This window comes from Nocardioides sp. P4_G4 (assembly GCF_056401085.1).
Map to the genome: position 1 here is coordinate 1 of NZ_JBFUKA010000018.1, position 12825 is coordinate 12825.

Here is a 12825-nt window from a genome sequence, read left to right on the forward strand (position 1 = left end):
GGCTCGGTGGGCGGCGTCGAGGCCTGCCCACGGCACGTCGCCGGTGCGGTCGTGCTCGGCGGCGGTCAGGGCCACCTCGGCAGTCACCGCAGCCAGCGCCTCGGTCGAGACGTCGACGTCGGCGAGCACCGGAAGGTCCGAGGTCACCGTCATCTCAGGCACCCGCGGTGGCGTAGGCGCCGAGGTGCTCGGCCTGGAGGCTGCCGCGCTGGCCGGTGGTCTCCCGGTGGGCGAGCTCCTGGCGGACCAGGGGCATCACGTGGCGGCCGTAGTCGATGGCGTCGTTGAGGGTGTCGTAGCCGCGGATGGAGATCAGGTCGGCGCCGATGTCGACGTAGTCGAGGATGGCCGCGGCGACCGTCTCGGGGCTGCCGACCAGGGCGGTGGACGCGCCACCGGCGTTGGTGACGGCCGCTGTGCGCATCCACAACGCCCGGTCGTAGACGTCCTGCTGTGCTGCGAAGCCCAGCAGGCGCTGGGAGCCGACGTTCTGCGGGGCGTTGCCGGTGAGGTACTTCTTGTGGAACGTGCCCTGCTGGAAGGTGCGGCCGATCTTCTCGACGTAGTCGTGGGCCTTGGCCCACGCCAGCTCGTCGGTCTGGGCGACGATGGGGCGGAAGGTCACCCAGATCCGCTGCCGCGGCCGGCCGGCGGCGTCCGCGATCGCGTGGACGCGCTCGATCTGGGAGCGGATGTCGGCCAGCGGCTCGCCCCAGAAGCTGAAGATGTCACCGAGCTGGCCGCCGAGCGTGAACCCTTCGTCGGAGGACCCGCCGATGGAGATCGGGATCGTGTCGCCGTACGGCGCGAAGCCGGGGCCGAAGTCGTCGAACCGGTAGTACCTGCCGTCGTGGCTGAACGCCTTCGGCTCGTGCCAGGCGCGACGCAGGATCTCCACGTACTCGGTGGAGCGGGCGTAGCGCTCCCCCTTGGCCAGGTAGTCGCCCTGCCGCGCCTGCTCGGCGTCGCTGCCGCCGGAGATGATGTGGACGACCGCGCGGCCCTCGGACAGCTGGTCGAGCGTGGCCAGCTTCTGAGCACCGACCTGCGGTGGTGTCGTGTTGGGCCGCAACGCCACGATCGGGCGAAGCCGCTCGGTGAGCTGGGCGACCGCGGAGGCGACGACGAACGAGTCGGCGGTGGCCGAGCCGTAGGGGAGCAGCGTGTAGTCATAGCCGCCGTCCTCCAGCGCGGCGACGTAGCGGCGCATGTAGGCGACGTCGATGCCGCGCGTCGGGACCGGCGCGAGCTCGGTCGAGGGGTTGAGGTGGGAGAGGCTGATGAACTCGACCTTGCGGGCCGCGGTCTCGGGTACGGCGGTGCTCATGCGAGGACTCCTTCAYGGGTGGGGGGCAGGGCGCCGGGGTGGTCGTCCTGCAGGGTGCCGCGCTGCCCCGTCGCCTCGCGGTGGGCGAGCTCGGAGCGTACGAGCGGCAGCACGTGGCGGCCGTAGTCGATGAGGTCGTCGAGGTTGTCGTAGCCGCGGATGGAGATGAGGTCGGCGCCGAGGTCGACGTAGTCCAGGATCGCGGCCGCGACTGTCTCCGGTGTGCCGACGAGTGCGGTCGACGCGCCCGCCGCGCCGGTGGCCGCGATGGTCGGCGTCCACAGCGCGCGGTCGTGGACGTCCTGGCGCGACGCGATCTCCAGCAGCCGCTGGGACCCGACGTTGGCCGGGTCGTGACCGCCCAGCGTGACCGGTCGCCAGCCGGACGCTCCGGACACGCCGTCCTGCAGCACGGAGAGGGTGTGGTGCGCCTTCTCCCAGGCGAGCTCCTCGGTGGCGGCCATGATCGGGCGGAAGGTCACCCACGTGCGCGGGCGGTCGGATCGCCCGGCCTTCGCCGCCTCGCCGGCGACACRCTCCATCTGGTGACGGGTGTCCGCCAGAGGCTCCCCCCACAGCCCGAAGATGTCCGCGCGCGACCCACCGACCTGGTACGCCTCGGCCGATGATCCGCCCACGGAGATCGGGATCGTGCCGTGCGTCGGGCGGACCGCGCTGACGAAGTCCTGGAACTGGTAGTAGGTGCCCTCGTGGTCGAACGGTTCGGTGCTCGTCCAGACCTTGCGGAGGATGTCGATGTACTCAGCCGTGCGCTCGTAGCGCTGCGCCTTGGTCAGGTGGTCGCCCTCGCGGGCCTGCTCGTGGTCGTTGCCGCCGGCGATGAAGTGGACGACGGCCCGACCGCCGCCGAGCTGGTCGAGCGTCGCGAGGGCCTTGGCCGCCACGGTGGGGTACATGATGTTGGGCCGCAGCGCCACGATGGGGGCGACCCGTTCGCTCACCGCCACGATCGCGTTCGCGACCGCGAAGGGGTCGTGGTACGAGGACGCGTAGGGCACCAGGGTGTAGTCGAACTCGGCCGCCTCGAGCTCGCGCACGTAACGCCGGAAGAAGGCACGGTCGACCGCCGTCTGCCCGAGCCGGTTGATCTCGTTGCTCGCGTTGACGTTGATGGCACTGATGAACTCGACGACCACGTCGGTTCCTTTCGGGCTGGGGTGCGCGAATCCGCACGCGCGACCAAGGGTCGGCGTGGGTACGGGATGAAGGAGGAGAGGCGGGCCGATCAGGACCGGCCCGAGGCCTGCTGCCTCATGAGGTCCACGCTAGGTCCGCCACGACCGGCGGGTCCAACAGCAATGCGGAATACGTATCCATAGTCGAGCGTGATGGGTGGGTGTGATGGTGGCGACCGCCGGGTCGACCCGAGCCGGGTCGGTCCAGCCCATGTCACGGGCCGGTCGCGACGGGCCGGTCGAGGTTGCTCCACTGCGACCACGACCCCGGGTAGAGCGCGGCGTCGAAGCCGGCGATCGCCAGTGCGGCGACCTCGTGGGCGGCCGTGACCCCGGACCCGCAGTAGGCGGCGACCGGTCCGCCGTCCGCCACGCCGAGCGACGCGAAGCGGGCGCGCAGCTCGGCCACGGGCCGGAAGGTGCCGTCGGGAGCGAGGTTGCCACCGGTCGGTGCGCTGACGGCGCCCGGGACGTGGCCGGCCTTGGGGTCGACGGGCTCGACCTCACCGCGGAACCGCTCGGCGGCGCGTGCATCGAGCAGGACGCCGGTGGAGGCGAAGGCCGCGACGTCCTCGACGTCCAGGGTGGGCAGATTGTCGGCGGTGAGCTCGACGTCGCCCGGTTCCGGTGTCACGTCGTCGGTCTTGAGCGGGTGGCCGGCCGCGACCCACGCGGGCAGCGCGCCGTCGAGCAGGCGTACGTCGGCCAGCCCGGCCCAGCGCAGCAGCCACCAGGCGCGCGCGGCGGAGAGGTTGCCCTCCCCGTCGTAGACGACCACAGCACAGCCCGAGCGCACGCCCCAGCGGCGGGCGGCGGACTGGAGGTCGGCCAAGTGGGGCAACGGATGGCGTCCGTCGAGGGGCTCGCCGCGCGAGGCGAGCTCGGTGTCGAGGTCGACGTAGACGGCCTCGGGCACGTGCCCGCTCAGATAGGTCTCGTGGCCGGGCGGACCGCCCAGCTTCCAGCGGACGTCGAGCACGACCACGGTCCGCTCCGGGTCCTCGACCAGCTCGGCCAGCTCGTCGGCGGTGATGAGGACGGTCATCTCAGGCTCCCGGGATGGTGCGCTCGAGGTCCGCCGGCACGAGTCGGAGTCGCGGTCGCGTGCTGAAGAAGCGGGCCACCGCCTCCACGGCGGCGAGCTCGACGTCGGGCTCGAGGCCGCGGCGTACCACCATGCGCAGGCTGACTTCGCCGGCCTCGGGGAGGTCGTCGCGGACGACCAGGCCGTGCGGGCGACCTCCGCTGGTGGGCAGCAGGGCCACGCCCAGCCCGGCGCGAACGCCGGCGGTGACCCCCTCCAGCGTCGATGACTGGGCGGTCACGGTGACCCGGTGGCCCTCCCCGTCGAGCGCGGTCAGGGCCCGCTCACGGAGTCCGCACGGCTCCTCGAACGCCACCAGCGGATAGCCCGAGCCATCGGTCGGGGGCTCCCAGCCGGGCACGGAGAGCCAGGTCAGGGGCAGTCGTGCCACCTCGTGACCGGCACCGGCGGACCCGGGGTCGATCACGAACGCCAGGTCGACCACACCCTTGGCGACCGCGTCGGCCAGCGCCGTGGAGCGGCCGATCTCGAAGCGGGTCGTGGCGCCGGGGAAGGCCGAGCTCAAGGTTCGGAGCATCTCGGGCAGCACCTGCTCGGCCGCGTGCTCGGTCGACCCGACGACGATCGTGCGTGGCTTCTCGGCGGTCAGCCGCTCCATGGCCTGGTCGTGCACCGCCAGGATCTTGCGGACCTCGACCAGCACGGCCTCGCCGTCCGGCGTGAAGCGCATGACTCGCCCGTCCTTCTCGAAGAGCTTGCGCTTCAGGCCACGCTCGAGCAGCCGCACGTGCTGGCTGAGCGCCGGTTGGCTGATGTGCCGCACGGCGGCGGCGCGGCTGAACCCTCCACACTCGGCGATGGCGACGAGAGTACGAAGGTGCTCAATGTCTAGCGACTTGATCATGTATGGAAGGTACTGCCTGCCCGGGCATCGTCGAAGCCGATCTCGCCGATGACAGGTGAAGGATCGATCACGATCGGGCAAGCAAAGTGATCCACGACTGCTCTTGGACGCACGGCGGCCCGGGGTGCCAGCCTCGATGCCGTGACCTCGACACTCCTCTCGGCCTCGGCCGTTGCCCATCCCGACCAGCCCCTGCACGCTTGGGACGAGCCTGACGGCGTCGCCGCCCGTGGCACGCTCGTCGTGCTGTCCGGCCGCGGTGAGACCGCCGCCGCCTACGGCCGATTCGGCCGGCGACTGTCCGCCGACGCCTACAAGGTGCGCGTCGTCGAGGTGGATCTCGACGACCTCGACGCCACCCGCGACCACGTCCACGAGCTGTGGGCCGACGACACCCTCCCCGCGCCGAGGGTGCTGGTCGGGACCGACGTGGGCGCCACGTTCGCCGCCGTGCTGGCGCGCGAGGGCAAGCTTCCGGTCGATGCCCTCGTGCTGGCCGGGCTGGCTCTCCCGGGGGAGAGCGTCGTCGCCGACCAGACGTGGGACGAGGAGCTCGAGGCCCGCTCGGCGTGCCCGGCGCACCGCCGCGTGCTCGGCGAGGACGACACCTTCCGCCGTGGTGCCCTCGCGCAGGACCTTCCCTCGTCCTGGAGCGGCGTGGCCCCTGGCCCCGCCGACGTGCCGACGTTGGTCATCCACGGCAGCCACGACCCGCTCACACCGGCCGAGGAGGCGCTGACGGCGTTCCGGGGCGCAGCCGCGACCCAGACCTGGGTCGTCGAGGGCGGTCGCCACGACGTCCTCAACGACGTGACCCATCGCTCGGTCGCCGCCACGATCGTGCTCTTCCTCGAGCGCCTCAAGCTCGGCGCGGACCTGCCCGTCATCGTCCGCGACGCGGGCTGACCGTGTCTGCCGTCGTCACCGCCCTGCTGGAGCGCGTGCCGGGCGCCACCACCGACCCGGCGGTGCTGCGCGCCCACGCGACCGACCGCTCGGGCGAGTCGCCCCTCGCCATGCCGCTGGTGGTGGTCCGCGCCGGCTCGGTGGACGACGTGCGAGCGACCATGCGTTGGGCCCACGAGCACCGGGTCCCCGTCGTCCCGCGCGGCGCCGGGTCCGGCGTCGCCGGTGGGGCGGTGGCCACCCGGGGCTCGGTCGTCCTCGACCTCAGCGCGATGGACCGGATCGTGACCCTCGACCCGGTCGACGAGATCGCGGTCGTCGAGCCCGGCGTCATCACCGCCCGTCTCGACGCGGCCGCGCGCGAGCACGGCCTCATGTACGCCCCCGACCCGGCCAGCGCGGCGATCTCCACGCTGGGCGGCAACATCGCCACCAACGCGGGCGGCATGCGTTGCGTCAAGTACGGCGTCACCCGCGAGGCCGTGCTCGGCCTCGACGTCGTGCTCGCCGACGGCCGGCTGCTGCAGACGGGCCGGCGCACCCTCAAGGGCGTCGCCGGGCTCGACCTGACCTCGCTCTTTGTCGGCTCGGAGGGGACTCTCGGCGTCGTGGTGGGCGCCTCCGTACGACTGCGTCCCCGCCCCGTCTCGACCCGGACCGCTGCCGCGGCCTACATCGACGTTCGCGCGGCCGCCGCCGCATGCGCCGCGGTCAGCCGTGAGCGGCTGCAGCCCAGCCTGCTCGAGCTGCTCGACCAGGCGACGCTGACGGTCATCGACCGCGCCCAGGGCACCGACCTGACCGGTCGCAGCGGTGCCCTGGTCATCGCCCAGAGCGACGGACCCGGTGCGCTCGAGGAGATCGAGGCCATCGCCGCCGTGCTGGGCAAGGAGGCGACCTGGGTCGAGCAGGGAGTCGACGACGAGTCCTCGGAGCGCCTCCTCGCCGCCCGTCGCCTCGCCCTGCCGTCGATCGAGGCATTCGGCCGCGCCCTCATCGAGGACATCTGCGTTCCCCGGTCGAGGCTCGCCGACGCCATCGAGGGCGTCGAGGCCATCGCCGCTCGTACGGGCGTCTCCATCTTCTCCTTCGCCCACGCCGGCGACGGGAACCTGCACCCGATCATCTCCTTCGACCCCGACCTCGCCGAGATCCCCCCGGCTGTCCGCGAGGCGGCCGACGCGATCTTCGGCCTCGCCCTGGAGCTGGGCGGCACCGTCACGGGCGAGCACGGCGTCGGGCTCCTCAAGCGCGAGTGGCTCGCGCGCGAGCTCGGGCCCGAGAGCCTCGACGTGCACCACACCCTCAAGCGGGCACTCGACCCGCACGGCATCCTCAACCCCGGGAAGGCCTTCTGATGGCACAGCCCTTGGGCATCGAGCCCGACCCCGACCTTCAGGTGGCCTTCCGTGCCGCCATGGCCAACGTCGCCGGCCCCGTCTCCGTCGTCACCACCCACGCGGCCGGCAAGCCCGCCGGCACCACCGTGTCGGCCTTCGTGTCGCTGTCGATGGAGCCCCCGATGCTCCTGATCTCGCTGATGCGCGGCTCCTACCTGCTGTCGCTGCTGTCCGTCGGCGCGACGGTCGGCGTCAACGTCCTCGGCGCCGACCAGGCCGCGACCGCCAGCCAGTTCGCCGGCCGGCACGACGAGCGGTTCACCGGGATCCCCTGGGTCCTGCTGGACGGCGCGCCGGCGCTCTGCGAGGCACACGCATGGATCGCCATCCGGGTCGCCCGCCTGGTGCCGGCAGGCGACCACGTGCTGGTGCTGGGCGACGTCGTCAACGCCACGAGCGACGAGGGCACGCCGCTGACCTACCACCAGCGGTCCTACGGCACGCACCTGGCGCACTGATGCGTATCCGCGTCCTCAGCACCCCAGAGCTCGGCAACCGCAGCTACGTGGTCGACGGCGGAGGCGCCAGCATCGTCATCGATCCCCAGCGCGACCTCGACCGCCTCGACGCCCTCCTCCAGCACGACGTGTCGCACGTGCTGGAGACCCACGTCCACAACGACTACGTCTCCGGCGGGCTGGAGCTGACCCGCCGCACCGGTGCGGCGTACGGCGTCAACGCGGCCGACGACGTGGCATTCGAACGTCTGCCCCTCCGCGACGGTGACACGCTGCGCGCAGGCTCGCTGTCCGTCTGCGTCCTGGCCACGCCTGGCCACACCCCGACCCACCTGTCCTACGTCGTCCGCGACCTCGTCGACCCGCTGGCGCCGCCGGCCGTCTTCAGCGGGGGGTCGCTGCTCTACGGCACCGTCGGTCGCACCGACCTCGTCTCGCCCTCCCGCACGCGCGACCTGGCTGCGGCCCAGCACGCGTCGGCACGCCGGCTCGGCGCCCTGCCAGACGACGCGGCGCTCTACCCGACACACGGATTCGGGTCGTTCTGCGCGGGCGGGGCCACGTCTGGGGCGGAGGCCTCGACCATCGCTGACGAGCGCCGCCACAACGCGGCGCTCACGACCACCTCGACCGTCGAGTTCGTCGACCTGCTGGTCGCCTCGTTCTCGGCGTACCCGGCCTACTACGAGCACATGGCCGACCTCAACCGCACCGGGGCCGCAGGTATCGACCTCGCGACACCCCTCGTACGTGCGTCCCCGCAGGAGGTCGCCGCGCTGGTCCGTGCCGGCGCGACCTGCGTCGACCTCCGCCCGGCCGCCGACTTCGCGGCCGAGCACCTCGCGGGGTCGATCAGTGTCAACCTCGGGACGCAGTTCGCGACCTACGTCGGCTGGCTGGCCCCATGGGGCCGCCCCCTCGTGGTGCTCGGAGCCGGGTCCGACCAGCTCGAGGAGGCCCGCCGTCAGCTCGCCAGGATCGGGTTCGACGACATCGTTGCGTCATGGGGGCCGTTGGCCGAGCTCGCGCCCGACGGGGGAGGACGACGGTCCTACCGGCGCGCGTCGTTCGACGACCTGGCGGCCGCTCGATCATCGCGCGACGTCGTCGTCGACGTACGACGCAGCGACGAGCACGCCGCGGGCCGCGTGAGTGGATCCCTCAACCTTCCGCTGCACGAGCTGGAGACGCGGGCCGACGACCTCGCGGGCGGGGGCCGGGTGTGGCTTCACTGCGCCGGCGGGTTCCGCGCGGGCGCGGCCGCCTCGCTGCTCGAGGGCCGAGGTCTCGAGGTCGTGCACGTCGACGACACCTTCGACCGTGCGGTGGAGCTCGGCCTCACCGAGGACTGACGTCCTGGGTAGGGCGGTCGAGGGACTCGAGCCCGGAGAGCCGTGGGGGCTCGTGGGCGCGCACCGGCGGCAGCACGCCGTCGTAGCGTTCGACGCGCACCAGCACGTGCGCCCCGCTGGTGGCCTGGGTGAGCGTCGAGGTCGGCTCATCGGGCGTGAGCACGTTGACGTTGCCGTGGACGCAGTCGGCGATCTCGGGCGCGGACGGGTCGTACCAGGCGCCGGTGTGCATCCGCGCGACGCCCTGCAGCAGGTCGTCGCTGGTGACGACGCCGGCCAGCAGGCTGCCCCGGGCGCTCCGCACGCGGACGACGTCGCCGTCCTCCAGCCCGCGCGCGGCGGCGTCGGCAGGATGGAGCCGGATGGGCTCGCGGCCGGCCACCTTCGTCGAACGGCTGGCCGACCCCATGTCGAGCTGGCTGTGCAGGCGGTGCGACGGCTGGTTGCAGAGCAGGTGGAGGTCGAACTCGGCGGCATCGGGCGAGCGCCACCAGCGGCGGGGCTCGCGCCACTCGGCGTGCGGGCCGATGTCCGGCAGACCGGCCTGGGCGATGGTCTGCGACCACAGCTCGATGCGGCCGCTGGGCGTCTGCAGCGGGTGGCCCGACGGGTCGTCCCGGAAGGCGGTGAAGACCGGGTCGGGATAGTGGTCGGCCGTCAGGTCGACGCCTCCGTCGCGCCAGAAGTCTTCGAAGGGTGGCGCCGCCGGAGCTCCGGGCGCGACCCGCCACTGCTCGTAGATCCGCTCGAGCCAGCCGCGGGCATCGAGACCTTCGTCGTGGTCGGAGCCGAGCCGCTCGGCCAGTCGGCCGAAGATCCAGAGCTCCTCGCGCGCGTCGGCGTACGGACCGGTGGCCCGGGGCGACGCCCGGAGCCGGGTGTCGCCGTTGCCGGCCGCGACGTCGTCCCGCTCGAGGCTGCTCGCGACGGGAAGGACCACGTCAGCGTGCTTGGCCGTGGCGGTCCAGTGCGTCTCGTGCACGACGAGCGTGTCCAGGCGTGCGAGGGCGCGCCGCAGCCGGCGCAGGTCTTGGTGGTGGTGGAACGGGTTGCCGCCGGCCCAGTAGGCCAGGCGGACGTCGGGCAACCGCAGGCGGTGGCCGTCGTAGGGCAGGTCTGCACCGGGATGGAGCAGCAGATCGGCGATGCGGGCACAGGGGATGTGGTCGCCGACCGCATTGGTGCCTTGCGGGAAGGTCGGCAGCGGCACGCTGACCCGTCCGACCCCGTAGTCGCCCATGGAGCCGAGCCCGTGGGTGAAGCCTCCGCCGGGCGTCCCCAGCTGGCCGAGGAACGCCGCGAGCGTCACCCCGGCGAAGACCGGTTGCTCGCCCCGCTCGCCGCGCTGCAGCGCGTAGACGACGTTGACCAGCGTGCGGCTCGCGGCCATCTCGTGGGCCAGGGTCCTGATCCGCCCCGCGGGCGCACGCGAGATGCGCTCGCCCCATTCCGGGGTCTTGGGCACACCGTCGGTCTCGCCGAGGACGTAGGCCCGGATCCGGTGGGCGCCGACCGTGCAGGCATCGAGGAACGACTCGTCGGCCAGGCCGTCGACGACGAGGACGTGCACCAGCGCGAGCATGACGGCGGTGTCGGTGCCCGGCATGACACCGATCCACTCGGCGTCGAGGCCCTCCATGGCGTCGTCGCGCTGGGCCGACAGCGACACGACGCGGGTCGTCGAAGCCGCCGCCTGCGCGAGCGCTGCGCCGGTGTGGCGGGTCTGTCCGCCGGGGACGACCCAGCCGTTGGAGCGGCGGACGCCGCCGAAGGTCACGAGGAGGTCCGTGTGCTCCGCGACGTGGGGCCAGGACACGGGCCGCATCCGGATGTCGGCTGCGGCCGCCGCGCCGACGAGATGGGGGAGGAGCACGAGGCTCGCACCCCGGCTGTAGTCGTTGACCGAGCGGACGTAGCCGCCGATCCCGTTGAGGAATCGGTGCACCTGGCTCTGCGCGTGGTGCAGCCGTCCGGCGCTGCCCCAGCCGTAGGAGCCGCCGTAGATCGCCCGGTTGCCGTGGGTCGTGCGCACGCGGTCGAGCTCGGCGCCCAGGAGGTCGAGCGCGGTGTCCCAGTCGACCTCGATGTACTCCTGGTCCGGGTCGCCGCGGTGCTCGTCCGGCCCGGCACCGCCCTCGAGCCAGGCCCGTCGGATGCTGGGCCGAGCCACACGCGACGCATGCCGATGTCCGTCGACGACGTTGCCGGTCGCCGGAGAGATCTCGTCCCCGGGGTGGGCAGCCACGCCGACCACCCGATCCGACGCGTCGACCTCCACGAGGTAGGAGCCCCAGTGGGAGCTGGTCTCGGAGGTCGTGTGCACGGCGTAAGACGTTAGCGCGGGTGCGCTGCGAAGGGGGCCGGATCACAGGCGTGGGCTGATCAGACTCGTGGATGGGATTGCATCCACGACTGCTCTTGGACCGCGCCCGGTCGCCGCTCCTACAGTCGTACCGCAGCGTGGACGGGGCAGTCCCAGCACGTCAAATACTACTAATCTGATCAACTTACCTGTGTCTCGCGGAATCGCGCCGCGTGTCGACCGAGGAGAACCCCATGAAGACCATCCTGACCGCGGGCCGAGTGCGTCTGCGGCCCCGGCGACCCTCCGGCCACTGGCGCGTCGTCGCCGCTGCAGCCGCCACCCTGGCCCTCACCGCCGGATGCGCCGCCTCGGGAGCGGGCAGCCAGCAGGGAAACGGGGAGAAGCAGGCGGGCGGCGACATCACCTTCCTCATCGACTCCCTCGGTGACACCTGGATCCCCAACAACAGCGCCATCTCCAGCTTCCAGGGCCACATCTGGGGCCACGTGACCGACAAGCTGGTGTACGTCGACGAGAAGGGCGAGGTCAGCCCCTGGGTCGCCGAGAGCTGGGAGCAGAACGACGACGCGACCGAGTTCACCCTGCACCTGAAGGACGGCGTGACCTTCTCCGACGGCAGTCCCGTCGACGCCGAGGCCGTCGTGGCCAACCTCGAAATCTGGGCCGACGGCCGACCCGACGAGGGCATCAACCCGATCGGCCTGTTCCCGCCGACCTTCAAGGGTGCCGAGGCGGTCGATGCCACCACGGTCAGGGCCACCTTCACCGCCCCCACGTTGGGGTTCATCCCCACGCTGGGCTACCACGGCTCGATCCTCGTCTCTCCCGAGACGTTGGCGCTGCCCGCCGAGGAGCAGGCCGACCTCAGCAACGACATCGGTAGCGGACCGTTCACCGTGAAGTCCTGGCGGGAGGGAGACAGCGTCGTCCTCGAGAAGCGCGACGACTACGACTGGGGCCCCCAAGCGCTCGACCATGACGGTCCCGCGACGCTCGACACCGTGACCTACAAGCTCGTGGCCGAGCCCTCGGTCCGCACCTCCGCCGTGCAGTCCGGCCAGGCCGACGTGGCCTACAACCCCTCGCCACAGGAGCTCGAGCCCTTCAAGGAGCAGGGCTACACGGTCGCCGCTCCGCGCTACCTCGGCTTCGTCAACGGCTTCGCCCTCAACACCCAGGTGGGGCCGTTCACCGACGAGAAGGTCCGTCAGGCCGTCCAGCACGGCATCGACCGCGACGAGATCCTCTCGACCGTCTACACCGACGACTGGCTGCCGGCCGAGTCGTTCATCCAGAGCAACGTGCCCGGAGCCACCGACCACCGCGACGAGTTCGCCTTCGACCCCGAGCAGGCCGAGTCCCTCCTGGACCAGGCCGGCTGGAAGCCGGGCGACGGCGGGGTGCGCACCAAGGACGGCAAGAAGCTGGCGCTGACGCTCTACCCCAATCCCTACCTCGCGACCTCGCAGGCCGTCGACGAGCTCGTGGCCCAGCAGCTCGTTGACATCGGCTTCGACGTCAAGATCCAGGCCTACGACGTCGTGACGTACGGCGAGCGGGTCGCGATCGGCGGCGAGGCCGTGCCGGCGTACGAGATCACGCGCAGCTTCATCGACGCGGGCACGGTGGCGGGCATCCTCACCGACACCGACGGTGGGGAGGACTGGTTCAACCTCGGCCAGTCCGACACCAGGCTCACCGACCTGGGCAAGGAGGTCGCCGGCTCGGTCGACGTCGACCAGCGCGCCACGGCGCTCGACGAGCTCCAGGGCTACGTGCTCCAGCAGGGCTACTTCGTGCCGTTGACCCAGATCGTGCAGCGTCTCTACCTGCAGTCGCCCAAGCTCAAGGGCGTCACCTACAACGGCGTGGCCTACGCGAACTTCTACACCGCCTACCTCGAGGGCTGAC

The 12825-nt window shown here is 72.0% G+C and carries 10 protein-coding genes; 5 read left to right on the forward strand and 5 right to left on the reverse strand.

Annotated elements, in window-relative coordinates; all coding sequences use genetic code 11:
* Nucleotides 1–154 precede the first annotated feature (154 nt).
* From AC1DQF_RS06030 to AC1DQF_RS06045, 4 genes are all read right to left on the reverse strand, one after another.
* The gene (locus AC1DQF_RS06030) at nt 155–1327 is read right to left on the reverse strand and encodes an LLM class flavin-dependent oxidoreductase (RefSeq protein ID WP_477524305.1); all 1173 of its coding nucleotides are present in this window, start codon (nt 1325–1327) and stop codon (nt 155–157) included.
* The gene (locus AC1DQF_RS06035) at nt 1324–2484 is read right to left on the reverse strand and encodes an LLM class flavin-dependent oxidoreductase (protein WP_477524306.1); all 1161 of its coding nucleotides are present in this window, start codon (nt 2482–2484) and stop codon (nt 1324–1326) included. The genes AC1DQF_RS06030 and AC1DQF_RS06035 overlap by 4 nt, the downstream gene beginning before the upstream one ends.
* A 253-nt stretch (nt 2485–2737) precedes the next feature.
* The gene (locus AC1DQF_RS06040) at nt 2738–3568 is read right to left on the reverse strand and encodes a sulfurtransferase (protein WP_477524307.1); all 831 of its coding nucleotides are present in this window, start codon (nt 3566–3568) and stop codon (nt 2738–2740) included.
* A 1-nt stretch (nt 3569) separates the two neighbouring features.
* The gene (locus tag AC1DQF_RS06045) at nt 3570–4472 is read right to left on the reverse strand and encodes a LysR family transcriptional regulator (RefSeq protein ID WP_477524308.1); all 903 of its coding nucleotides are present in this window, start codon (nt 4470–4472) and stop codon (nt 3570–3572) included.
* 141 nt (nt 4473–4613) lie between these two features.
* Between AC1DQF_RS06045 and AC1DQF_RS06050 the strand changes: the two genes are divergently transcribed.
* Genes AC1DQF_RS06050 through AC1DQF_RS06065 form a run of 4 tightly spaced genes read left to right on the forward strand, consistent with a single transcriptional unit; the run spans nt 4614 to nt 8588 of the window.
* Complete coding sequence (locus AC1DQF_RS06050) at nt 4614–5378, forward strand: alpha/beta hydrolase (RefSeq protein ID WP_477524309.1); 765 nt, start codon at nt 4614–4616, stop codon at nt 5376–5378.
* A 2-nt stretch (nt 5379–5380) separates the two neighbouring features.
* On the forward strand, nt 5381–6736 hold the full coding sequence (locus AC1DQF_RS06055) for an FAD-binding oxidoreductase (RefSeq protein ID WP_477524310.1): 1356 nt from the start codon (nt 5381–5383) through the stop codon (nt 6734–6736).
* Nucleotides 6736–7236, forward strand: a complete 501-nt coding sequence (locus AC1DQF_RS06060; RefSeq protein ID WP_477524311.1) for a flavin reductase family protein — start codon at nt 6736–6738, stop codon at nt 7234–7236. The genes AC1DQF_RS06055 and AC1DQF_RS06060 overlap by 1 nt, the downstream gene beginning before the upstream one ends.
* Nucleotides 7236–8588, forward strand: coding sequence for an MBL fold metallo-hydrolase (locus tag AC1DQF_RS06065; RefSeq protein WP_477524312.1), 1353 nt, complete (start codon nt 7236–7238; stop codon nt 8586–8588). The genes AC1DQF_RS06060 and AC1DQF_RS06065 overlap by 1 nt, the downstream gene beginning before the upstream one ends.
* Here the strand turns inward: AC1DQF_RS06065 and AC1DQF_RS06070 are convergent.
* Entirely contained in the window at nt 8575–10911 is a 2337-nt protein-coding gene (locus AC1DQF_RS06070; RefSeq protein ID WP_477524313.1) for a molybdopterin-dependent oxidoreductase, read from the reverse strand. The genes AC1DQF_RS06065 and AC1DQF_RS06070 overlap by 14 nt on opposite strands.
* A gap of 233 nt (nt 10912–11144) precedes the next feature.
* On the opposite strand from AC1DQF_RS06070, the gene AC1DQF_RS06075 reads away from it, so the two are divergent.
* The gene (locus AC1DQF_RS06075; protein ID WP_477524314.1) at nt 11145–12824 is read left to right on the forward strand and encodes an ABC transporter substrate-binding protein; all 1680 of its coding nucleotides are present in this window, start codon (nt 11145–11147) and stop codon (nt 12822–12824) included.
* Nucleotide 12825 lies beyond the last annotated feature (1 nt).

Coding starts and splice junctions, on each gene's coding strand:
- AC1DQF_RS06030 (WP_477524305.1), bottom strand. CDS start 1,327: ATGAGCACCGCCGTACCCGAGACCGCGGCCCGCAAGGTCGAGTTCATC.
- AC1DQF_RS06040 (WP_477524307.1), bottom strand. CDS start 3,568: ATGACCGTCCTCATCACCGCCGACGAGCTGGCCGAGCTGGTCGAGGAC.
- AC1DQF_RS06045 (WP_477524308.1), bottom strand. CDS start 4,472: ATGATCAAGTCGCTAGACATTGAGCACCTTCGTACTCTCGTCGCCATC.
- AC1DQF_RS06060 (WP_477524311.1), top strand. CDS start 6,736: ATGGCACAGCCCTTGGGCATCGAGCCCGACCCCGACCTTCAGGTGGCC.
- AC1DQF_RS06065 (WP_477524312.1), top strand. CDS start 7,236: ATGCGTATCCGCGTCCTCAGCACCCCAGAGCTCGGCAACCGCAGCTAC.
- AC1DQF_RS06075 (WP_477524314.1), top strand. CDS start 11,145: ATGAAGACCATCCTGACCGCGGGCCGAGTGCGTCTGCGGCCCCGGCGA.